The following is a 20,496-nucleotide window of genomic DNA, read 5'->3' as shown; positions in this document are numbered from 1 at the left end:
TTGGACTCCCCCCTCCCGCCTGCGGGAGGGGTGATGAATTATGCCGCGGCGACCTTTTCGCTCGGCTTCGCGCGGACGCCGAGCATGTGACAGATAGCATAGGCGAGTTCGGCGCGGTTGAGCGTGTAGAAGTGGAAATCCTTCACGCCCCCCGCATAGAGCCGCCGGCACATCTCGGCCGCGATCGTCGCCGCGACCAGCTGTCGGGCCGCCGGATGATCGTCGAGCCCCTCGAACAGCCGGTCCATCCAGGCCGGAATCTCCGCCCCGCACGCGTTCGCGAACTTGCGCGTCTGCGCGACGTTCGAGACCGGCAGGATACCGGGCAGGATCTGCGCGGTGATTCCCGCTGCGGCCACCCGGTCGCGGAACCGGAAATAGGCTTCCGGCGAGAAGAAGAACTGCGTGATCGCCCGCGTCGCGCCCGCATCGAGCTTGCGCTTCAGGTTGTCGAGATCGACGTCATGCCCGCCGGATTCGGGGTGGCATTCGGGATAGGCCGCGACCGAAATCTCGAACGGATGCAGCCGTGCCAGTCCGGCGACCAGCGCGGCCGCATTCTCATACCCGCCGGGATGCGCCTGATAGGGCTGACCCAGCGTCGGCATGTCGCCGCGCAGGGCGACGATGTGCCGTACGCCGGCTGCCCAATATTCCTCGGCGACCTGGTCGATCTCGGCCTTGGTCGCCTCGACGCAGGTCAGGTGTGCGGCGGCGTTCATCGACGTTTCGCGCTGGATCCGCGCGACGGTCGCGTGCGTCCGCTCGCGCGTCGACCCGCCCGCGCCATAGGTCACCGACACGAAATCGGGACCGAGCGGCTCCAGCGTGCGGATCGCGTCCCACAGCTGGGCGTCCATCTTCTCGCTCTTGGGCGGGAAGAACTCGAAGCTGATCCCCACGTCGCCCGCGAGGTCGGCAAAGAGCGGTTCTTCGAGCGCACGACGCGCCTCGGCCAGTTGGGGAATAGTGATTGTCGTCATGCCGCCTTCACCTCACGCAAACTCAGGCCAATTCTGCGGCCGAGCCATAATTTCACCGTCAGCTCACCGCCCTCGAGCGTCTCGACCCGCGCGGTCTGCAAACCGGCCGCATCGAACCAAGCCGTCATCTGATCGTCGGCAAAGCCGAGACGCGTATGCGCATCGCTCAGCCGCAATTCCTCGCGGTCGTGGCTCGCGAAATCCGCGATCAGCAACCGCCCGCCCGGTGCCAACACGCGTGCCGCCTCGCGGACCGCGGCGCCCGGCTGCTGCGCGAAATGGAGCACGTGATGCAGGATCGCGACGTCCGCCGCCCCGTCGTCGAGCGGCAGCGCGTACAGATCCGCCTGCCGCAATTCGGCATGCGCCATGTCGTGCAGCTTGGCGCGCGCCAGACGCAGCATTTCCGAGCTGCGATCGATCCCCAGCGCCAGTCGGGCATGTCCACCGAACAGCTCGAGCATCCGACCCGTCCCCGTGCCGATGTCGATCAGCGTACCGACCCGCGCATCGCCGAGCATCGCCGCCATCGCCGCCTCGACCTCGCTTTCGGCGACGTGCAGCGAACGGATCGCATCCCACTCGTCGGCATGCCCCTCGAACCACGCCGCCGCGCTCGCGGCCCGGTCCGCGCGCACCGCAGCAAGCCGCGCCGCGTCGGCAACCGCCCAGTGATCGGGTTCTGCCTTAGCCCAGCTATCGAGAGCGGCAGCGACCGGGTCGACGACATCGCTGCGCCCCACGCCGACGAATACCCAGCTACCCTCCTTGCGACGCTCCGCCAGACCGGCATCGCACAGGATCTTCACATGGCGCGACACGCGTGGCTGGCTCTGCCCGAGCACCTGTGCGAGTTCGCCGACTGAGAGCTCCATGCGGCGCAAAAGCGCGAGAATGCGCAATCGGGTCGCATCCGCCATCGCACGGAAGATTTCGAGCGCCATCGTCATGGGAAGTCATATAAAGAATTCTTTATATGAGGTCAACGCAGGCCGTAGCGTGTCGTTAGAGGAACGCTGGCCCCAGGCACGTCCCGACGTCGACGGATCGGAAACGCTTGGTCCGCGTTCGAACACGCGATGAACTGGAAAGCGTCCGGCTCACAAGCGTCAGGTCCACCCGGATCGACGCCGAATTTGATGATGGGAGTGTTATTCATGAAGAAGTTTCTGATCCCCGCGCTGGTCCTGACGGCCGGCCTCGCAGCGTGCAGCAACAATGCGCAGAACGAGACCGCGGAAGCGGCGAACGCCATCGCGGCCGACGCAAGCGCGACGACCCAGAACGCGGTTGCCGATGTCGATGCCGCCAGCGATCGTGCGCTCGGCTCGGCTGAGGCGTCGCTCGACAATGCCGGTGCGCGCATGGACAACGCCGCTGACCGTCTCGACGCCAGCGCCGATCGCGCGGGCGAGCGCGCAGAGGCCAATGCCGACCGTGCGGGTGCCGCGATCAACAACAGCGCCGACCGCGCAGCAGACGCGACGGGTAACGCACTGACCCGCGCCGGCAACGCGATCAAGGACTAATCCCCGTCACGGATCGCCCCGCACCGCGTCGTCCGACCGCGATCCGGTCGATGGTCCTGCGCTCCCGGCCTGTCTGGTCCGGACGAGGACTATCAACGGGGCTCCCGTCTGGCGGCCGGCTCGGGGCGGTTCTGTCGCTCGCCCTGCTGGGCGCCTGTTCCCAGGCTCCGGAACACCCCGGCGCGGTCACGCGGGACGAGGCAGCGCAACTCAACGATGCCGCGACCATGCTCGACGCGAACAGCATGCGCCCCGACGGCCTACCCCCTGTTGGCAACTCGACGGCCAACGGCACGACACCGTCCCCTTCCTCTTCGCAAAGCGACCAGCCTCAATGATGAATCGCCGCCTCGGCTCGACCGATCTCAAGATCGCCCCCCTCGTTCTCGGGGGGAATGTGTTCGGATGGACAGCGGACAAGACCGCCAGCTTTGCGGTCCTCGACGCGTTCGTCGCGGGTGGCGGGACGATGATCGACACTGCCGACATGTATTCGTCATGGGTAGACGGCCATGAGGGTGGCGAATCCGAAACGATGATCGGCGACTGGCTGCGGACTAGCGGCAGGCGCGATGACGTACTGATCGCGACCAAGGTCGGCATGTTGCCGGGTGAAGGTGGCGAAAAGCTCCAGCCGGCGCGTATCGCGGCAGCGGCCGAAGCATCGCTCAAGCGTCTCGGCACGGATCGCATCGATCTCTATTACGCGCATCAGGATGACGACACGGTGCCGCAGGAGGCTGTCCTCGAGGCCTTCGGCAAGCTCGTCGATGCCGGAAAGGTGCGCGTCATCGGCGCGTCGAACTTCCACGCCGCACGCCTGAAATCCGCGGTGGATGCCGCAAAGGCCAGCGACCTGCCGCGCTATCATGTCCTCCAACCCGAATATAATCTCGTCAGCCGCGACAAGTTCGAAGGCGAATTGCAGGACTATTGCGTGACCGAAAATATTGGCGTTCTTCCCTATTACGGTCTCGCGTCAGGCTTCCTCACCGGCAAATACCGCACGCCCGACGATCTGGGCGCAAGCGTTCGCGGCGGTGGCATGCGCGACCTCCTCGACGGAAAGGGGAAGGCAGTCCTCGAGGCGATGGATGCGGTCGTCTCTGACACGGCCGCCAGCCACGCGCAGGTCGCGCTCGCGTGGCTCCTGGCACAGCCCGGGATCACCGCACCGATTGCGAGTGCGACCAGCGCGCGTCAGATCGAGGATCTTCTGCCCGCCATGACGCTTGAGCTATCTGACGAGCACCTTTCGGCGTTGACGCTGGCGGGGGCGTGATGCGTCCCGCGCCCGGGTGACCGGGCGCGATCTATGCCTCAGCGAAAATGGTTCACCAGGTTCGAATAGTCGTAGGGTTTCTGAAAGAAGGCGACGCCGTCGGGCAGACCTGCGGCTTTGCTCGGCCGCTGGCCGGACGTGACGACGACCTGGATCTGCGGCCAGCGCCGGCAGATGATCGTTGCGAGGGCCAGTCCGTCCATCGAGCCCGGCATGTCGATATCGGTAAATACCGCGGCGACATCGTCACGCGACGTCAAAATCGCCATCGCCTCGTCCGCATCGCCTGCGACGAGCGTCGACAGTCCGGCATCCTCGATCCGCGCCGTTGCGGTGATTTGAACAAGCAGATGATCTTCGACGATCAGAACGATCCCCGCAGCGGGACGTCTGATCAATGGCGGTGCGAACAATGGAAACCCCATACACAAATTCAGGGTCGGCTCACGATCGGTCCGCCTGAGGCAGGTCGGGACGCGTGAGGCGCGAACCCGCTATAAACGGTCGGCGGCGAATTCGGACGCATCGCCGACGCCGATTTTCGTTGCATCACATGCGTCCTGTCGCATTCCTGGCGCGTCCAGCCTTATCGGCGTTCAGTCGCCGACGAACGTCAGTGCCGAGGTGCGACGCTCGCGTTCGTTGACGATCAACGCGCGGCCTGCGGGGGCTGCGGAACGCTGCGGGCAATCCGCGCGGAAGCATCCGCGACAGCCGATGCCGATCGGCATAGCCGCGCCCGTCAGATCGATACCGCTCGCAGCGACCAGCCCGCGCGCGAGTGCCGCCTCGACCCCCAATCCAATCGCAAACTCCGCGCGTACCGCTCCGAAGCGGCGCCCCTGCGGACGCACCGTCCGCGCCATCGTCAGCCAGCGCGCACCGTCTTCCATCTCGACCAGCTGCACCACCAGGTCCCCCGGACGATCGAACGCGTGATGGAGTTGCCACAGCGGGCACCGGCCCTCTGCCTCGACCAGTGCCGCGCCGCTCGCGCCAGGATAGCGCTTGGATGCCTGCCCGGCGCGGTCGATCCGGATCATGAAGAAGGGAAGCCCCCGCGCGCCTACCCGCTGCAACGTCGTCAGCCGGTGCGCGACCTGTTCGAACCCTGCGCCAAACCGTCGCTGCAGCAGTTCGATATCGTAGCCGGTCGCCTCGCACCCGCGCAGGAACCGCGCATAGGGCATCATCACCGCCGCCGCGAAATAGCTGAGCAGATGGCGCCGATACAGCCGTTCGGCAGCGCGGTCGGTGAAGCCTGCGGCCTTGGCCAGCGCATCGACCTCCGCCTGCGCCTCGATCTGGCCAAGCTGGAACGCGACCGCGAACGTCCGTGAGGCGGGATCGAGCACCTCGCTCAGTTGCAGCTGCCGGGCATGGAGATCGAGCCGCCGCAACGTGTCGGGCAGCACGTCGGCAGGCAGGACGCGGATCGTGATGCCGTGTTTGGCGCGCAGACGCTCGGTGATCGCCCCGTAAAGGTCGCCGGCACCCAGCCGCAGCTCGTCCGCCAGCGCTTCGGCGGCGGCGTCGAGATCGGCAAAGTGATTCCGCCACCGCTCGATCTCGCGGCGCACCAGCGCGACCGGGTCGTCGGATGGCGCAATCGCACCATCCCCCTCCCCCATCCGGTCGAACACGCGGGCAAAGGCCTCGGCACCACCGGGCGCGCTGGCCAGCCATTCCTCGACCTCGTTGCGGTCGATCGCCAGGTCGGCGAACATGGGGTGCGCCAGACGGCGGCGGATCGCCTCCGAACCGCCGCCCGGTTCGGCCGCTGCCAGCATCCGTGGATCGAAATCGAAGCTTTCCGCCAGTTTGATCAATAGCGTTGCGGAGATCGGCCGCTGGTTGCGCTCGACCAGATTAAGGTAGCTGGGGCTGATCGAGAGCATCTCCGCCATCGCTGCCTGGGTCAGTCCGGCACCGCGTCGCAGCCGCCTGATCGCGTGCCCTGCCAGTAATTTGCGCTCGGCCATTCCGCCTCCCCGTCCTTGTCACGATAGTTACAGAGAGACAGGGTCCGCGCAACGCCCAACGACAGCACAACCCGGCCAGGCTGCCGCTCACGCTTCCAAACCCCGCAATTCTCAGGCTTTATGATGCCATCGCCGCCCCGGTTGCTCGAGTTTGTAAACGGGGAGACACATTCGCCATGAAGGAGATGGGCATGACGACCGAACCAATGCGCGCCCGCGCCGTTTTCTCGACCGCAGATTTCGAATTGCTCAAGGAAGCGATTGGCGAATTGATCACCAAGGTCTCGGTCGACGACGTCAAATTGAGCCGCCTCAGCGCGCTGTATCACCGGCTCGGCCGACTCGGCTGACCGCCACCGTTCGACGTGGATTTCGCCAATAGGCGCGCGCGTCGGTTTGATTATTTTCCTGGGGAGGAAAAGGGCCCATTGGTGCACAGGCATCGATGGGCTTTTCCGCGTCTGGCCGACGCCACCGTCCTCGCCTAGGAGGCGGTATGGCCGATGGAATTCTCAACAAGATCAAGGACGATATCGTCCTTTACGGTGCGCTTGCCGCCAATCTCGGCATTGCCGTCGCAAAGTTCGTCGCCGCGGGGCTGACCGGATCGTCGTCGATGCTGACCGAGGGTGTCCATTCGCTGGTCGACAGCGGCAATCAGGTCCTGCTGCTGTATGGCCAATCGCGGGCGAAGCAGCCGGCGGATGCGGCCCACCCGTTCGGCTATGGCCGCGAGCTCTATTTCTGGGCGTTCGTCGTCGCGATCCTCATCTTCGCGGTGGGCGCGGGCGTGTCGATCTATGAAGGGTATCGGCACATGCTGCGGCCTGAGCCGCTCTCCGACCCTCTCATCGCCTATATCGTTCTGGGCGTCGCTGTCCTGCTCGAGGGTACGAGCTGGACGATCGCGGTCCGGGAATTCGCCAAGTCCAAGGGGGATTCGGGCTGGTGGACCGCGATCCATCGCTCGAAGGACCCGGCAGGCTTCATCGTCCTGTTCGAGGATTCGGCGGCGCTGGCGGGGCTGATGATCGCCGGGCTCGGCATCTGGGCCAGCCACGCCTTTGCCGACCCCCGGATCGACGGCGTCGCGTCGATCCTGATCGGCCTGATCCTCGCGCTCGTCGCGGTGATCCTCGCCCGCGAATCGAAGGGGTTGCTGATCGGCGAACGTGCGGACTCCGCCGTGATTGCGACGATTCGCGGCATCGTCGCGGCGCACCCTGGAATCGCCGCGGTGAACCATGTCCGGACGATCCACACCGCACCCGACAGCATCTTCGCCGCGATCAGCGCGGACTTTGTCGACACGCTGACGATGGGCGAAGGCGAGACGATGATCGAGGCGATGGAAGGCGAGCTCCGCGCTGTGGTGCCGATGCTCGCCTCGATCTATATCCGTCCCGAAAAGCGTGAGGACGCCGTCGTGGTTCACGAGGGCGTCCCGGAGGATCAATAGGCGCGTGCGATCAGGATACGCTCGACCGCGGGCTGACCGGTGAAGATGCAGGCGCCATCGTCGCATCCGGTCTGGCCGATCGGCGCGTTGCGGATCGTCAGCTTGAGCGCCTTCAACCGCTCGACAACCGAGTCGAGCGCCGCGCCCGTCGGCTTCGCCCAGCGCACATCGACCCAGCCCGGGTTCTTCACGCCGTCGGCAAAGTGAGTCTCGAGCGCCGCAAAGTCGTCGATCGGCACGATGTTGGCGCGCAGCCGCTCCACCGACTCGACGTGCAACGCCCCCTGCACGTCCGCCAGCATGCCCGACACCGCTTCGACAAAGGCATCGCGCGAGGTGGTGACGCTGTCGAGCTTGCCGTCCTCGCGGTAGAGCCGGTCGCGGCGGATGACCGAGACGTTGCCGCCCGCCATGTCGCGGCCGCCGACCTCGATCACGATCGGTGCGCCCTTCTTGACCCAGCCCCAGCGCTTGGTCGCCGCCTTGGCGGGTTTCCGATCGAGCAGCGCACGGACCGGCTCGCCGAGCGCGGACTGCTTGGCGAGTTCGGCCTGAAGCGACTTGCAATAGTCGACGATCGCCGCGTCGTCGGGATTGTCGCGCAGCATCGGCACGATCACCACCTGCCACGGCGCGATCATCGGCGGCACGCGCAGGCCGTCGTCGTCGCCGTGAACCATGATGACGCCGCCGATCATCCGCGTCGACACGCCCCAGCTGGTTGTGTTGGCCAGCTCAAACTCGCCAGCTGCGTTCTGGAAGCGGATGTTCTGCGCCGAGGCGAAATTGGTGCCGAGGAAATGCGAGGTGCCCGCCTGGAGCGCCTTGCCGTCCTGCATCATCGCCTCGATCGAATAGGTCGCGACCGCGCCCGGGAAGCGCTCATTCTCGGGCTTCTCGCCCGCGATCACGTGGAGGCCGAGGCACTCTTCGGCGAAGTCGCGGTAGACTTCGAGCATCTTGAGCGTCTCGTCGCGCGCCTCGTCGACGGTTGCGTGCGCGGTATGCCCCTCCTGCCAGAGGAACTCGCTGGTGCGCAGGAACATGCGCGTGCGCATTTCCCAGCGGACGACATTGGCCCACTGGTTGATCAGCACGGGCAGGTCGCGCCACGACTGGACCCAGCGCGCGAACGCGGCGCCGATGACCATCTCCGACGTAGGGCGCACGACCAGCGGCTCCTCGAGCTTGGCGTCGGGATCGGGCACGAGCCGGCCATAGCCGTCGGCCTTCAGCCGGTGATGCGTGACGACCGCCATTTCCTTGGCGAATCCGTCGACATGCTCGGCCTCCTTCTCGAAATAGGAGAGCGGGATGAAGAGCGGGAAATAGCAATTTTCATGCCCCGTCGCCTTGATACGGTCGTCGAGCAGTCGCTGGATCCGCTCCCAGATGCCATAGCCCCAGGGGCGGATGACCATGCAGCCGCGGACGCCGGATTCCTCGGCGAGGTCGGCCTCGGTGATGACGGCCTGGTACCAGGCGGAGAAATCCGCCTCTCGGGTGACGGGGAGTGCGCGCTTTATCATGGCGTCGCGGATAGCGGGTGCGACTGGGTTCGTCACTATGCGTTGCGGCGTGGATCCCACGCTCCGCCGTCATCCTGACGAAAGTCAGGATCCAAGATACCACCCGTAGCGCTTCTGGCTCTGGATCCTGACTTTCGTCAGGATGACGGATGTTTCGGGTGGGATCGCGGGCGCGGTTTGCGTAGGTGCAGGCCATGCCCTCGGACCGCATCCTTCCCGCCATCGGCATGCGGTTGCTGTCGGTCGTGATCTTCGCGCTGATGAACACCGCGATCAAGCTGGCCGAACGCCACGGCGCGAGCGTGTCGGAGATCCTGTTCTTCCGCCAGTTCGGCGCGTGCCTGCTGGTGTCCGGGGTGATCCTCGCCGGGCCTGGCCTGCCCTCGATCGCGACCAAGCGCCTGCCCGCGCACGTCATCCGCGCGGTCGTCGGGCTGTCGGCGATGGCGTTCACCTTCAACGGGATCGTCGCGCTGCCGCTGGCGGAAGCGACGACGATCGGCTTCACCGTGCCGATCTTCGCCACGATCCTTGGCGCGCTGGTCCTGCGCGAGCCGACCGGCTGGCATCGCTGGGCGGCGGTGGCGGCGGGGTTTGCGGGCGTGCTGATCGTCGCGCAGCCCGGTAGCGGCGATCATTTTCCGTTATGGGGTGCGGGCTGTGCGCTGGCGGGCGCGTTCGGGACGGCAAGCGTGTCGATCCTGCTCCGGCAGATCGGCAAGACCGAGAGCGCGCTGACGACGGTGTTCTGGTTCTCCGCGCTGTCGCTGGTGCCGCTGTCGGTGATCTACGCGCGCGCAGCGGAGTCGCATGATCTCGTGACCTGGGCCTGCCTTGCGAGCGTCGGGGTCTTCGGCGGCCTCGCGCAGATCGCGATGACGACCTCGTTGCGGCTCGGGCCGGTGTCGGTGGTGGTGCCGATGGATTATTCGAGCCTGTTATGGGCGACATTGCTCGGCTGGCTGGTGTTCGACACGCTGCCCGCCGAGGCGACCTGGTTCGGCGCCCCCGTCATCGTCGCGAGCGGCCTCTACATCGTCTGGCGCGAACATGTCCGCCGGCAGGACGAAACCGATCGCGCGATCGCCTGAACTGACGTGATCTCCGTCATCCTGACGAAAGTCAGGACCCAGAGTCACAAACGGTAGCGCTCGGTTACCCTGGGTCCTGACTTTCGTCAGGATGACGGGAGCGGATGGGATGACGGAGCGCGTAGGGCGCGCTCCGTCTCCGCCATGTTTCGGAAAGCCGGGGTGTCGCTGGCTCGGGGCCTACTCCGCCGCCTGCGCAAGCGGCACGGGATCCTTCCAGACCAGCACGGGCTTGCGCGCCGCGAGCGTCTCGTCGAGGCGCGCGCGGGGGGCGAAGTGCGGCGCGGTCTTGAGGCTGGGGTCGCCCGCCTTGGCGCGTTCGGCGACCGAGCGCAGCGCGGCGATGAACTGGTCGAGCGCCGCCTTCGACTCGGTCTCGGTCGGCTCGACCAGCATCGCGCCGTGGACGACGAGCGGGAAGTACATCGTCATCGGGTGGAAGCCCTCGTCGATCAGCCCCTTGGCGACGTCGATCGTCGAGAAGCCCTCGGCGAGCCCCGAGTCTGAGAACAGCGCCTCGTGCATGCACGGACCCGATGGGCCGAACGGCGCGTCGAGCGTGTCGTCGAGGCTGCGCAGGATGTAGTTCGCGTTGAGCACCGCATCCTCCGACACCTGGCGCAGACCGTCGGCGCCGTGGCTGAGGATGTAGGTCAGCGCGCGCGTGAACATGCCCATCTGGCCGTGGAACGCGACCATGCGGCCGAAGCTGCCGGCATGGTGTTCGCCTGCGGTTTCCTCCTCGACGAGGACGAAGGTCTCGCCCTGCTTTTCGACGAAGGGCAGCGGGGCATAGGGCGTGAGCGCCGCCGAGAACACCACCGGACCCGAGCCCGGACCGCCGCCGCCATGCGGGGTCGAGAAGGTCTTGTGAAGGTTGATGTGCATCGCATCGATGCCGAGATCGCCCGGGCGAACGCGACCGACGATCGCGTTGAAGTTCGCACCGTCGCAATAGACGAAGCCGCCCGCCGCATGCACCGCGTCTGAAATCTCGCGCATGTCACGCTCGAACAGCCCGCAGGTGTTGGGGTTGGTGATCATCACGCCCGCGACGTCGGGGCCGAGCCGGGCCTTCAGCGCTTCGGTGTCGACGCGACCCTCGGCGGTGGCGGGGATATCCTCGACGCCATAGCCGGCGAATGCCGCGGTGGCGGGATTGGTACCGTGCGCGCTCTCGGGGACGAGGATGACCTTGCGGTGCCCCTCACCCTTGGCTTCGAGCGCGGCACGGATCGCGAGGATCCCGCAGAGTTCGCCGTGCGCGCCGGCCTTCGGACTCATCGCGACGCTGGTCATGCCGGTGAGCGTAACGAGCCAGTGCGCGAGCTGGTGGATGACCTCGAGCGCGCCCTGCACGGTGTCGACCGGCTGGAGCGGGTGGACGTCGGAGAATCCGGGCAACCGCGCCATCTTCTCGTTGAGGCGCGGGTTGTGCTTCATCGTGCAACTGCCGAGCGGGAAGAAGCCGAGATCAATGCCGTAATTCTGGCGCGACAGGCGCGTGTAATGGCGGACGGTCTCAGGTTCCGAAAGACCGGGGAGGCCGATCGGGGCCTTGCGTGCCAGCGGGCCGAGCTTGCTGGTCGTCGCACGTGCGGGCGCGGTCGCGAAGTCGACGCCGGTAGTGTGGCTGTCGCCGATCTCGAAGATCAGCGCTTCCTCGAGCATCAGCGCCTTGTTGCCGGTGACGCTGGCGGGGACGTTGCCCTTGCCCTGCTCGGGCGCGGTCGGGCGCCAGCCGCTCTGGTTGATGCTCATGCCAGTATCTCCTGGAGTGCGGACGCAAGCGTTTCGACGTCCTCCGCGGTGATCGTTTCGGTCACGGCGACGACGAGGCCGTTCGCAAGATCGTCCTTGCCGGGATAGAGCCGCCCGAGCGAGACACCCGCGAGGATGCCGCGATCGGCGAGCGTGCGGACGACGGGACGCGCCTCGACCGGCAGCTTCAGCGTGAATTCGTTGAAGAAGCTGTCGTTGATCAGTTCGACGCCGGGGATCTGCGACAGTCGCTCGGCCGCGGCCACAGCACCTGCATGGTTCACCTCGGCAAGCTGGCGCAGGCCCGCTTCGCCGAGCAGCGTCATGTGGATCGAGAAAGCCAGCGCGCACAGCCCCGAGTTGGTGCAGATGTTCGACGTCGCCTTTTCACGGCGAATATGCTGCTCGCGCGTCGACAGAGTCAGCACGAAGCCGCGGCGGCCATCGGCGTCGACGGTTTCGCCGCAAAGCCGGCCGGGCATCTGGCGGACATATTTGTCCTTGCACCCGAACAGGCCGACATAGGGCCCGCCGAACTGGAGGCCGACGCCGAGCGACTGCCCCTCGCCGACGACGATGTCCGCGTCCATCTCGCCGGGCGAGGTGATCGCGCCGAGCGCGACGGGCTCCGTGACGACCGCGATCAACAACGCCTTCTTGGCATGGCAAGCATCCGCGAGCGGACGCAGATCGGCGATGCGGCCGAGGATGTCGGGATACTGGACGACCACGCACGACGTGTCGTCGTCGATCTTCGCGATCAGCCGGTCGAGGTCCATCTCGGGCACCAGCCGCGGGTCGGTCGTATCGAGCACGTCGCCGGTGAACCTGGCCATCGTGTTCGACACCGACACGTAATGCGGGTGCAGCCCCGCCGACAGGATCGCCTTGCCGCGCTTGGTGATGCGACGCGCCATCACGATCGCTTCCCAGCACGCGGTCGAGCCGTCGTACATCGACGCGTTGGCGACGTCGGTGCCTAGCAGCCGCGCGACCTGCGTCTGGAACTCGAACAGCATCTGCAACGTGCCCTGCGCGATCTCGGGCTGATACGGCGTGTAGGCTGTCAGGAACTCGCCGCGCTGGATCAGGTGATCGACGCTGGCGGGAACATGATGCTTGTACGCGCCGCAGCCGAGGAAGAACGGGGCTTCCCCCGCAGTAAGGTTCTTCTTGGCGAGCGCCGACATGTGGCGTTCGACCGCCATTTCGGAGGCATGCATCGGCAGGTCGCGGACGGGGCCGTCGAGGCGGGCGGCTTCGGGCACGTCGACGAACAGGTCGTCGATCGTCGCGGCACCGATGACGGCGAGCATCGCCTCGCGGTCGGGCTGGGTCAGGGGAAGGTAGCGCATGGAACTCTCCTTGCCCCTCCCCTTCAGGGGAGGGGTTGGGGGTGGGGCGTTTCCACAGGCGGCGCGTCTGTCGCACTGCCCCACCCCAACCCCTCCCCTGAAGGGGAGGGGCTTTGACGAATTAAAGCCCTTCGACGAACGCCGCGTAGGCAGCTTCGTCCATCAGGCTGTCGAGTTCGGCGGGATCGCTGAGCGTCAGCTTGAAGAACCAGCCGGCGGCTTCGGCGTCCGAATTCACCAGGCTCGAATCGTCGGCGAGCGCGGCGTTGCCCTCGATGACGGTGCCCGACACCGGCGAATAGACGTCCGACGCGGCCTTAACCGATTCGACGACTGCGGCATCGGCGCCCTTGGTCAGCTGCTTGCCGGCCTCGGGAACCTCGACGAACACGACGTCGCCGAGCTGGCTCTGCGCATATTCGCTGATGCCGACCGTGCCGACGTCACCGTCGACATCGACCCACTCATGATCCTGCGTAAAATAACGGCTCATATCACTTGGCTCCTGCGCGGACGTAGCGGTGGGGAATGAAGGGCATCGCGGTGACGGTCGCGCTATGGACCTTGCCGCGCTGTGCGATCTCGATGCGGGTGCCCGGCGTCGCCAGCGCGAGCGGCACATAGGCCATCGCGATCGGCTTCCCGAGCGTCGGCGCGAAGCCCCCGCTGGTGAGGCGGCCGATCGTCGCGCCGGTGTCGTCGATCACCTCGGACCCCTCGCGTGCGGGCTGGCGGCCCTCGACGATCAGGCCGACTCGCTTGGTGGCGGGGCCATTCTCGCGCTGCGAGAGGATACGTTGGGCGCCGGGGAAGTCGGCAGCCTCACGGCGGCGCTTCGACAGCGCGAAACCAAGGTCCGCCATGACCGGCGTGGTCTCGGGATCGAGATCGTGGCCGTAGAGCGGCAAACCGGCTTCGAGGCGCAGCGAATCGCGTGCGCCAAGGCCGATCGGCTTGATCTCGGGCAGTGCGAGCAGCGCGTCGGCGAACGCGACGGCATGCTCGGCGGGGATCGAGATCTCGACGCCGTCCTCACCGGTATAGCCCGATCGGCTGATCCAGAGCGGTACGTCGTTCCAGTGGAACGCGCCCGCGGTCATGAACACGAGGCTGTCGATGCCGGGGACGATCCGCGCGACCGCGTCAACCGCCTTGGGGCCCTGTACCGCGAGCAGCGCCTGGTCCTCGAGGATGTTGATCGTGACGTCGTCGGGCAGATGCTCGATCAGATAGCTGACATCATCGTACTTGGTCGCGCCGTTGACGACGACGTAGAAGCTGCCGCTCGCGGTCGGCGACGGGTGCAGCGGGTCGTACGCCTCGGGCTCGACGTCCTGCGCCGAGAAGGGCGAGGGCTGATCGTCGGGCAGGCGCGTCGCCATCAGGTCGTCGAGGATGCCGCCATCCTGCGCGAGCAGCAGCGAATAGCGCATCTTGCCCTCGCCAAGCCCGGCGATGTCGCCCGGCAGCACGGTTTCGAGCGCGCTCGCGACGCCTTCGCCCGAAAAGACGAGCTGCCCCATGTGGCTGACGTCGAACAGGCCGGCCGATTCGCGCGTCCAGGCGTGTTCGGCCATGATGCCGTCATACTGGATCGGCATCTGATAGCCGGCGAATTCGACCATCCGTGCGCCGTTCGCGCGGTGCCACGCGTCGAGCGGCAACGGCAGCACCTCGGGCTCGACGTAATCGTCGGCCTCGTCGATGATGCTGGCATAGTCTCGAATGTCGGCGTCGCTCATGTCGGTCTCCGTCGAAGGGGCGCGCGGCACCCTGTGGTGCTGCGATCCGACCCCCTCTGTCACGGAACCTGAGAGCTTTCACCGCCTGATTGGCGGCTTACCCCTTCGGTGGCCCTCGGCACGGAGCCAGGACGCTTTCCAGAGTGTCGATCAGCCCCGCGCGGTCTCTGGTGCCTGAGAGATTCCGGGGTGGTTGCTCCTTCGGCGGCCCCCTGCCCCTTTCAGGGCCGATCCTCAAAGGACCAGGAAACGCTCTCCCGCGCGGTGCCATGCCGGTTGCCCGGCATCGACGCGTCAAGCTGTGCCGCGCCGCACAATCTTAGTCAATCGGCGGTTTGGCGTGATCGTTCTTTTGCTGCGATCGCGGCGGCCTCATGCCCCGTCATCCTGACGAAAGTCAGGATCCAGGATCACGCACGGGCCGCAGCTTGGCTCTGGATCCTGACTTTCGTCAGGATGACGGGATGGTGGTGACTCAGCGGGTGGCGTTGTACTTCAGCTGGTCGGCGGTCAGCTGGAACCCGACCAGCGTCTCGAAGCTGGCGCGCAGCACCGCCTGCCGCACCTCGGGCGTGCTCAGCGGATCGACCGCCGCATCCTCGTCACCGGCCTTGCGCTTGCGCGTCAGCTTCTCGCGGACGTCCGCCGACAGCGTTGCCGCCGCGCGCGTGATCGTCGCGGTGCCCTGGGCATTCGCCTCCGCCCGCAGCTGGCCTGCATCGAAGTGCAGCGTCACACGGCCGACGCGCTTGGCAACGACCGCGCTGCCGCCGCGCACGACGGTCACGAAATAGGGCAGCACGACGTCGCGCGCCGCGTCGGCCCGCGCACGCCGCGCCTGGACAGTGAACGTCACGTTCGTCAGGATCGGGTCGTTAGCGTCGACGCAGGTCGAACGGACATTGGTCATCAGCGCGGTGACGTCGATCGCCGACTGGTCACGGCTGGTGACGGGGTCGAACACGGTGATGTCGCCGGTCGCGGCCGGCACCGCGACGGTCGGGCACGCGGTGCGGATCGCGGAGATGCCGCCGGTCGCGTCGATCTCTCCCTTGGAAGCGCAACCGCTTAGGGCGAGCGCGAGGATCGAAACGGCAAGGATGGGGGCTTTCACGGGGACGCGTACCTTCTCGAACGAGCGAAAGGGCCTGCGCAACCGCACCGGCCCCTGTCACCGCGCACCATAGGAACCGGCTTTCGTCCAGGCAAGCAATCGCGTAGAGCCCGACGACTATGAGCATCCCCCCAGAGCCCATCGCAACCCCCGCAACCTCGGCCGCTGAGCCGGCCGTGCGCGGCGACAAACCCGCGCTCGAACTACTGATCGCCGCGCCGCGCGGCTTCTGCGCCGGGGTCGACCGCGCGATCCGCATCGTCGAGCTGGCGATCGAGAAGCACGGCGCGCCGGTCTATGTCCGTCACGAGATCGTCCACAACAAGTTCGTCGTCGACACGCTGAAGGCGCAGGGCGCGGTGTTCGTCGAGGATCTGAGCGAGGTCCCCGACGATGCGCCGGTGGTGTTCTCCGCGCACGGCGTCCCCAAATCGGTGCCGCTCGACGCGCAGGCGCGCGGGCTTGAATATCTCGATGCGACCTGCCCGCTGGTCTCGAAGGTCCATCGCCAGGCCGAGCGGCTGGTCGCGCAGGGGCGGCACATCGTGTTCATCGGCCATGCCGGCCATCCCGAAGTGATCGGCACCTTCGGCCAGGTGCCCGAGGGCGCGATGTCGCTGATCGAAACCGTCGAGGATGCGGAAGTCTTCGCGCCGGTCGACCCCGCCAATCTCGCCTTCCTGACGCAGACCACGCTGTCGGTCGACGACACCGCGGCGGTCGTCGCGACGCTGCAGCGACGCTTCCCCGAGATGCTGCCGCCGCGCGGCGAGGACATCTGCTACGCGACCTCGAACCGCCAGGCCGCGGTCAAGGCGATCGCGCATGGGTGTGACGCGATGCTGGTGATCGGCGCGCCCAATTCGTCCAATTCGGTGCGGCTGGTCGAGGTCGCGCAGCGCGAGGGCACGCCCGCGATGCTGATCCAGCGCGCCAGCGAACTCGACTGGGATTTCCTCGCTGGAGTCGGCACGCTCGGCATCACCGCAGGCGCGTCCGCGCCCGAGCTGCTCGTCCGCGAACTCGTCACGCGCCTTGCCGAGCGGTTCGAGGTGTCCGAGCGCGAGGTCGAGACGACGCGCGAGACGATCGCCTTCAAGCTGCCCCGCGGGCTCGAAGCCGCCGCCTAGCATGGCGGTCTATACGCAGGTTTCGGCCGAGGCGCTCGGAACATTCCTCGCGCGGTACGACCAGGGTGCGCTGGTCTCCGCCAAGGGGATCGCCGAGGGGGTGCAGAACAGCAACTACCTGGTCGAGACCACTGCGGACCGGTTCATCCTGACGCTGTACGAGGAATGGACGTCGACCGACGACCTGCCCTTCTTCCTTGCGATGCTCGATCATCTGGCCGCGGCGGGCAATCCGGTGCCGCGCGCGCTGCCCGATCGCGACGGTCTCGCGATCCAGCAGCTCGCCGGGCGCTCGGCCTGTCTGATCGAGTTCCTGACCGGCGTGTCGGTGTCGCACGCGACCCCCGCACAGGCACGGGCGGCCGGCGCGGCGATGGGCCAGTTGCATGCCGGGCTGGCGGACTTCGCACCGACCCGCGCCAACCCGCTGGGCGCCGACACCTGGCGCCCGCTGCTCGAGCGGTGCGGTGCGGGGATCGACACGATCGCGCCCGGGCTGTTTGCACGGATCGAGGCAGCGCTGGCGCGGGTGCTGGCACAGTGGCCGCGCGACCTGCCGGTGGCGGCGATCCATACGGACTTGTTCCCCGACAATGTCCTGATGCTCGGCGACCGCGTGACCGGGGTAATCGACTTCTATTTCGCCTGCACGGACATCCGCGCCTATGACCTGGCGGTGATGCACAGCGCCTGGGCGTTCGACGCGACTGGCGAGCGTTACGATCCCGCGATCGGCGCGGCGCTGATCGCGGGCTATGAAAGCCGGTTCGCGCTGTCCGAGGCGGAGCGTGCCGCGCTGCCGATCCTCGCGCAGGGCGCCTGCCTGCGCTTCCTGCTGACGCGCGCCTGGGACTGGGTCAACACGCCGGCCGATGCGCTGGTGACGCGCAAGGATCCGCTCGCCTATTGGCGGCGGCTCGAAGCCTATCTCAAGGACGACCTGTTCGCATGACCGACGACGCTACCGCGACAACGATGACCAAGGTCGAGATCTACACCGACGGCGCGTGCAAGGGGAATCCGGGCCCGGGCGGATGGGGCGCGGTGATCCGGATGGGCGCGCACGAGAAGGAATTGTCGGGCGGCGAGCCGCAGACGACGAACAACCGGATGGAGATGACCGCGGCGATCGAGGCGCTCAACATCCTCACCCGGCCCTGCGCGGTGACGCTGTATACCGACAGCAAATATGTGATGGATGGCCTGACCAAATGGGTGAAGGGCTGGCAGCGCAACGGCTGGAGGACCGCAGACAAGAAGCCGGTGAAGAATGCCGAGCTGTGGCACGCGCTGCTCGCCGCGGTTGCGCGGCACAAGATCGAGTGGCAATGGGTCAAGGGCCATGCCGGCCACCCCGAGAACGAACGCGCCGATACGCTCGCCAGCAACGCCGCGATCGCCGCTATGGCACCGGGCCGCCGCTAGGCTGACACGAAACGGCGTTAGAAACGACGGGGCGAATAGCGGTGCGGATCGATCCGCGCCACCGCAGGATCAGGCGACGTCCCAAGCAGCAACGCGGCCGCAAGACGCGCCGCCGCCGGTGCAGTCTGGATGCCAAAGCCGCCCTGCCCCGCGCACCAGAAGAAGCCGGGTTCGCTCGGGTCGAAACCATAGACCGGCAGCCGGTCGGGCGCGAAGGTCCGCAGGCCCGCCCAGCGGCGTTCTACCTGCGTGACCTGCCAATCGACCGCCTGTTCGAGCCGGTCGATCGCGATCGCGACGTCGATCTCCTCTGGCGCGGCATCGCAGGGGTCGGTCGGCGTCTCGTCATGCGGGCTCAGCCAGAGCCGGCCGCCGGGCTCGGGCTTGAAATAAAAGCCACCTGAAATGTCGGCAATATGCGGCATGCCCGCCGCGGCTGCGGGATCAGTCCGCAGCTGGACCATCGTCCGCCGGTAGGGCTGAAGTCCGATTGGTACCACGCCCGCGCATCGTGCGACGGTATCGGCCCAGGCCCCCGCCGCATTGACCAGCACGGCGGCGCGAAACGTCCCCGCGGGCGTCTCGATGATCCACTGCCCCGAGTCGCGCCGGGCGGTCTGCAGTGCGGCCCCGGTGACGAGATCGGCGCCGCCCCGCCGCGCGGTCGCCAGGTCGTGCGCATGCAGCCCGGCGACATCGATATAGGCGCAGCTCGGCTCGTGCACGCCGAGCGTCCAGTCGGGGCGCAGCCCCGGAAGGAACGCCGCCGGATCGACCCGGTCGAGCTGCACGTCGCTATCGCTGAATTCGGCGAGGAACCGGTCGATCGCGGGCGCGTCCTGCGCACGGCCGATATGCAGCGATCCCAGCGGCTGGAGATGCCCCCCGGCCCTGAGCACCGGCCCCGAGGCGGTCGTCAGCGGCTGGATGTCGGGGCCACCATAGGTTTCCGACCAGAAGGCCGCGGACCGGCCCGTCGCGTGGTAGCCGGGCATGTCCTCCGCCTCGAGCAGCAGCACGCGCGCATGCGGCGCGAGCATCGCGGCGAGGCTGACCCCGGCCATACCCGCACCGACGATCGCGACGTCGTAGACGCTCATCGGCGCGGCACCGTGTCGTCGAGGAACGCGTCGAGTGCGGCCAGCGCACGGTCACGTACGGCATCCGATTCGCGCAGGATCTCATGCGCCGATTCAGGACCGAACCGCACCAGCCGCGCGTCGCGCAGCCGCTCGACGATCCGGACCGCGGCATGCGGATCGACCAGCTTGTCGGCATCCGCGAGCAGCATCAGCACCGGCGTCGCGATCGTCTCGACGCGCGGATCGCAGGCGAGCGCGGCGGACCCGGCAAACGCTTCGGACAACCAGGTCCAGCTCGGCGGACCGAGCTGCAGGTCGGGCTGCGCCTCGTGCCACCAGCGTTCGTCGTGATAGCGGTCGGCGTCGTGGGTGAGCAGACGCTGGCGCGAGGCTACGGGGCCGGGCCGCTCGTTCTGGCGCCAAGCCGCGCGGATCGGCGCACGCCGCGCCATGTAGCGCGCGATCCGGCCGCTCAGCCGAGCGCCGAGTGGAGAGCGCAGTCCCAGCATCGGTGCGACGAGGATCGCCGCCGCGGGGTCGATCGTCCCCGCCGTCAGCGCGCGCATCACCATCAGCCCACCCATCGAATGGCCAAGGATCGCCGTCGGGATGCCGCCATCGCCTTCGCCGCGCCACTGCCGCCAGAAGCCGGCGAGATCGGCGTCGTAGGTCGCGAAATCGTCGACATGGCCGACATAGGGGTCGGGGGACAGCCGCCCCGACCCGCCCTGCCCGCGCCAGTCGAGCGAGGTCACCGACCAGCCGACGCTGCGCAGATGCGCTATCGTCTCGAGATATTTCTCGAAACTGTCGCCGCGACCGGCTTGGAAAAGAAACCGTCCGCGCGGGTTCGGTGCCGGCCAGTCGAACCGCCTCAGGCTCCAGCCATCGGCAGCGATCCAGCGACTGACGCGAGCATCGTCGGGAATCGCGCGCCGACTCGCGGCTGGCACGATCGGTGCGACGGTGGTGCGGGCATGCGGACGGGCCGGACCGGAGGCGGGCCCGGAGGTCGGATCAGAATCGAACATC

At 67.2% G+C, this 20,496-nt stretch carries 20 protein-coding genes and 2 riboswitches; of the genes, 8 read left to right on the top strand and 12 right to left on the bottom strand.

The window, feature by feature from the left end:
• Positions 1 to 38: 38 nt before the first annotated feature.
• Together metF and SOM18_RS05695 are read right to left on the bottom strand one after the other, a co-directional pair.
• Positions 39 to 983: a methylenetetrahydrofolate reductase [NAD(P)H] gene (gene metF, locus SOM18_RS05700; protein ID WP_031441609.1), complete on the bottom strand. Its 945-nt coding sequence runs from the start codon at positions 981 to 983 to the stop codon at positions 39 to 41.
• Positions 980 to 1,933: an ArsR/SmtB family transcription factor gene (locus SOM18_RS05695; RefSeq protein ID WP_031441608.1), complete on the bottom strand. Its 954-nt coding sequence runs from the start codon at positions 1,931 to 1,933 to the stop codon at positions 980 to 982. The genes metF and SOM18_RS05695 overlap by 4 nt, the downstream gene beginning before the upstream one ends.
• 207 nt (positions 1,934 to 2,140) lie before the next feature.
• Here SOM18_RS05695 and SOM18_RS05690 point away from each other — a divergent pair, with 207 nt between their 5' ends.
• Complete coding sequence (locus SOM18_RS05690; protein WP_031396521.1) at positions 2,141 to 2,512, top strand: hypothetical protein; 372 nt, start codon at positions 2,141 to 2,143, stop codon at positions 2,510 to 2,512.
• Positions 2,513 to 2,846: 334 nt separating this feature from the next.
• A complete protein-coding gene (locus SOM18_RS05685; protein ID WP_320481440.1) occupies positions 2,847 to 3,794 on the top strand; it encodes an aldo/keto reductase in 948 nt (315 codons plus the stop codon).
• A gap of 38 nt (positions 3,795 to 3,832) precedes the next feature.
• Here the strand turns inward: SOM18_RS05685 and SOM18_RS05680 are convergent, their stop codons facing one another.
• On the bottom strand, positions 3,833 to 4,219 hold the full coding sequence (locus SOM18_RS05680; RefSeq protein ID WP_042467600.1) for a response regulator: 387 nt from the start codon (positions 4,217 to 4,219) through the stop codon (positions 3,833 to 3,835).
• A 171-nt stretch (positions 4,220 to 4,390) separates the two neighbouring features.
• A complete protein-coding gene (locus SOM18_RS05675) occupies positions 4,391 to 5,776 on the bottom strand; it encodes a helix-turn-helix domain-containing protein (RefSeq protein WP_031441605.1) in 1,386 nt (461 codons plus the stop codon).
• Between the two features lie 191 nt (positions 5,777 to 5,967).
• On the opposite strand from SOM18_RS05675, the gene SOM18_RS05670 reads away from it, so the two are divergent.
• On the top strand, positions 5,968 to 6,126 hold the full coding sequence (locus SOM18_RS05670) for a hypothetical protein (protein WP_166746134.1): 159 nt from the start codon (positions 5,968 to 5,970) through the stop codon (positions 6,124 to 6,126).
• Between the two features lie 146 nt (positions 6,127 to 6,272).
• The gene (locus tag SOM18_RS05665) at positions 6,273 to 7,235 is read left to right on the top strand and encodes a cation diffusion facilitator family transporter (protein WP_031441604.1); all 963 of its coding nucleotides are present in this window, start codon (positions 6,273 to 6,275) and stop codon (positions 7,233 to 7,235) included.
• On the opposite strand, the gene SOM18_RS05660 is transcribed toward SOM18_RS05665, so the two are convergent.
• Positions 7,229 to 8,764 carry an aminoacyl--tRNA ligase-related protein gene (locus tag SOM18_RS05660; RefSeq protein WP_031441603.1) on the bottom strand — a complete coding sequence of 512 codons (1,536 nt, stop codon included), beginning with the start codon at positions 8,762 to 8,764 and terminating at the stop codon, positions 7,229 to 7,231. The genes SOM18_RS05665 and SOM18_RS05660 overlap by 7 nt on opposite strands.
• A gap of 194 nt (positions 8,765 to 8,958) precedes the next feature.
• On the opposite strand from SOM18_RS05660, the gene SOM18_RS05655 reads away from it, so the two are divergent.
• On the top strand, positions 8,959 to 9,855 hold the full coding sequence (locus tag SOM18_RS05655) for a DMT family transporter (protein WP_031441602.1): 897 nt from the start codon (positions 8,959 to 8,961) through the stop codon (positions 9,853 to 9,855).
• Between the two features lie 180 nt (positions 9,856 to 10,035).
• Here the strand turns inward: SOM18_RS05655 and gcvPB are convergent, their stop codons facing one another.
• The 5 genes from gcvPB to SOM18_RS05630 all read right to left on the bottom strand — a co-directional run bounded on the left by gcvPB (position 10,036) and on the right by SOM18_RS05630 (position 15,827).
• Positions 10,036 to 11,616 (bottom strand): aminomethyl-transferring glycine dehydrogenase subunit GcvPB, encoded by a 1,581-nt coding sequence (gene gcvPB / locus SOM18_RS05650; RefSeq protein ID WP_192008437.1) that lies wholly within the window; start codon positions 11,614 to 11,616, stop codon positions 10,036 to 10,038.
• A complete protein-coding gene (gene gcvPA / locus SOM18_RS05645) occupies positions 11,613 to 12,971 on the bottom strand; it encodes an aminomethyl-transferring glycine dehydrogenase subunit GcvPA (RefSeq protein WP_320481439.1) in 1,359 nt (452 codons plus the stop codon). The genes gcvPB and gcvPA overlap by 4 nt, the downstream gene beginning before the upstream one ends.
• A 121-nt stretch (positions 12,972 to 13,092) precedes the next feature.
• The gene (gene gcvH, locus SOM18_RS05640; protein ID WP_031441599.1) at positions 13,093 to 13,464 is read right to left on the bottom strand and encodes a glycine cleavage system protein GcvH; all 372 of its coding nucleotides are present in this window, start codon (positions 13,462 to 13,464) and stop codon (positions 13,093 to 13,095) included.
• Position 13,465: 1 nt separating this feature from the next.
• Positions 13,466 to 14,713 carry a glycine cleavage system aminomethyltransferase GcvT gene (gcvT, locus tag SOM18_RS05635; RefSeq protein ID WP_082446741.1) on the bottom strand — a complete coding sequence of 416 codons (1,248 nt, stop codon included), beginning with the start codon at positions 14,711 to 14,713 and terminating at the stop codon, positions 13,466 to 13,468.
• Positions 14,714 to 14,759: 46 nt separating this feature from the next.
• Positions 14,760 to 14,863: riboswitch (glycine riboswitch) on the bottom strand.
• A 1-nt stretch (position 14,864) separates the two neighbouring features.
• Positions 14,865 to 14,983: riboswitch (glycine riboswitch) on the bottom strand.
• Between the two features lie 205 nt (positions 14,984 to 15,188).
• On the bottom strand, positions 15,189 to 15,827 hold the full coding sequence (locus SOM18_RS05630) for a hypothetical protein (RefSeq protein WP_235188438.1): 639 nt from the start codon (positions 15,825 to 15,827) through the stop codon (positions 15,189 to 15,191).
• Positions 15,828 to 16,003: 176 nt separating this feature from the next.
• Between SOM18_RS05630 and ispH the strand changes: the two genes are divergently transcribed.
• From ispH to rnhA, 3 genes are read left to right on the top strand one after another with little or no spacing between them, the layout of a single operon-like run.
• Positions 16,004 to 16,957: a 4-hydroxy-3-methylbut-2-enyl diphosphate reductase gene (ispH, locus tag SOM18_RS05625; RefSeq protein ID WP_031441596.1), complete on the top strand. Its 954-nt coding sequence runs from the start codon at positions 16,004 to 16,006 to the stop codon at positions 16,955 to 16,957.
• Position 16,958: 1 nt separating this feature from the next.
• Positions 16,959 to 17,909 carry a homoserine kinase gene (thrB, locus tag SOM18_RS05620; RefSeq protein ID WP_031441595.1) on the top strand — a complete coding sequence of 317 codons (951 nt, stop codon included), beginning with the start codon at positions 16,959 to 16,961 and terminating at the stop codon, positions 17,907 to 17,909.
• Positions 17,906 to 18,382: a ribonuclease HI gene (gene rnhA, locus SOM18_RS05615; protein ID WP_042467595.1), complete on the top strand. Its 477-nt coding sequence runs from the start codon at positions 17,906 to 17,908 to the stop codon at positions 18,380 to 18,382. Before thrB ends, rnhA begins: the two co-directional genes overlap by 4 nt.
• Positions 18,383 to 18,399: 17 nt before the next feature.
• On the opposite strand, the gene SOM18_RS05610 is transcribed toward rnhA, so the two are convergent.
• Both SOM18_RS05610 and SOM18_RS05605 read right to left on the bottom strand, forming a co-directional pair.
• On the bottom strand, positions 18,400 to 19,482 hold the full coding sequence (locus SOM18_RS05610; protein ID WP_031441594.1) for an NAD(P)/FAD-dependent oxidoreductase: 1,083 nt from the start codon (positions 19,480 to 19,482) through the stop codon (positions 18,400 to 18,402).
• Positions 19,479 to 20,495 carry an alpha/beta fold hydrolase gene (locus tag SOM18_RS05605; protein ID WP_081874391.1) on the bottom strand — a complete coding sequence of 339 codons (1,017 nt, stop codon included), beginning with the start codon at positions 20,493 to 20,495 and terminating at the stop codon, positions 19,479 to 19,481. The genes SOM18_RS05610 and SOM18_RS05605 overlap by 4 nt, the downstream gene beginning before the upstream one ends.
• Position 20,496: the final 1 nt, after the last annotated feature.

This window comes from Sphingomonas sp. CFBP9019, assembly GCF_034045155.1.
Lineage (GTDB): Bacteria > Pseudomonadota > Alphaproteobacteria > Sphingomonadales > Sphingomonadaceae > Sphingomonas > Sphingomonas aerolata.
This window is presented reverse-complemented; position numbering and strand designations above follow the sequence as displayed.

Excerpts from the sequence above, each read along its gene's own strand:
- metF (WP_031441609.1), bottom strand. The coding sequence starts at position 983 with ATGACGACAATCACTATTCCCCAACTGGCCGAGGCGCGTCGTGCGCTC.
- SOM18_RS05695 (WP_031441608.1), bottom strand. The coding sequence starts at position 1,933 with ATGACGATGGCGCTCGAAATCTTCCGTGCGATGGCGGATGCGACCCGA.
- SOM18_RS05690 (WP_031396521.1), top strand. The coding sequence starts at position 2,141 with ATGAAGAAGTTTCTGATCCCCGCGCTGGTCCTGACGGCCGGCCTCGCA.
- SOM18_RS05685 (WP_320481440.1), top strand. The coding sequence starts at position 2,847 with ATGATGAATCGCCGCCTCGGCTCGACCGATCTCAAGATCGCCCCCCTC.
- SOM18_RS05680 (WP_042467600.1), bottom strand. The coding sequence starts at position 4,219 with ATGGGGTTTCCATTGTTCGCACCGCCATTGATCAGACGTCCCGCTGCG.
- SOM18_RS05675 (WP_031441605.1), bottom strand. The coding sequence starts at position 5,776 with ATGGCCGAGCGCAAATTACTGGCAGGGCACGCGATCAGGCGGCTGCGA.
- SOM18_RS05670 (WP_166746134.1), top strand. The coding sequence starts at position 5,968 with ATGACGACCGAACCAATGCGCGCCCGCGCCGTTTTCTCGACCGCAGAT.
- SOM18_RS05665 (WP_031441604.1), top strand. The coding sequence starts at position 6,273 with ATGGCCGATGGAATTCTCAACAAGATCAAGGACGATATCGTCCTTTAC.
- SOM18_RS05660 (WP_031441603.1), bottom strand. The coding sequence starts at position 8,764 with ATGATAAAGCGCGCACTCCCCGTCACCCGAGAGGCGGATTTCTCCGCC.
- SOM18_RS05655 (WP_031441602.1), top strand. The coding sequence starts at position 8,959 with ATGCCCTCGGACCGCATCCTTCCCGCCATCGGCATGCGGTTGCTGTCG.
- gcvPB (WP_192008437.1), bottom strand. The coding sequence starts at position 11,616 with ATGAGCATCAACCAGAGCGGCTGGCGCCCGACCGCGCCCGAGCAGGGC.
- gcvPA (WP_320481439.1), bottom strand. The coding sequence starts at position 12,971 with ATGCGCTACCTTCCCCTGACCCAGCCCGACCGCGAGGCGATGCTCGCC.
- gcvH (WP_031441599.1), bottom strand. The coding sequence starts at position 13,464 with ATGAGCCGTTATTTTACGCAGGATCATGAGTGGGTCGATGTCGACGGT.
- gcvT (WP_082446741.1), bottom strand. The coding sequence starts at position 14,713 with ATGAGCGACGCCGACATTCGAGACTATGCCAGCATCATCGACGAGGCC.
- thrB (WP_031441595.1), top strand. The coding sequence starts at position 16,959 with ATGGCGGTCTATACGCAGGTTTCGGCCGAGGCGCTCGGAACATTCCTC.
- rnhA (WP_042467595.1), top strand. The coding sequence starts at position 17,906 with ATGACCGACGACGCTACCGCGACAACGATGACCAAGGTCGAGATCTAC.
- SOM18_RS05610 (WP_031441594.1), bottom strand. The coding sequence starts at position 19,482 with ATGAGCGTCTACGACGTCGCGATCGTCGGTGCGGGTATGGCCGGGGTC.
- SOM18_RS05605 (WP_081874391.1), bottom strand. The coding sequence starts at position 20,495 with ATGTTCGATTCTGATCCGACCTCCGGGCCCGCCTCCGGTCCGGCCCGT.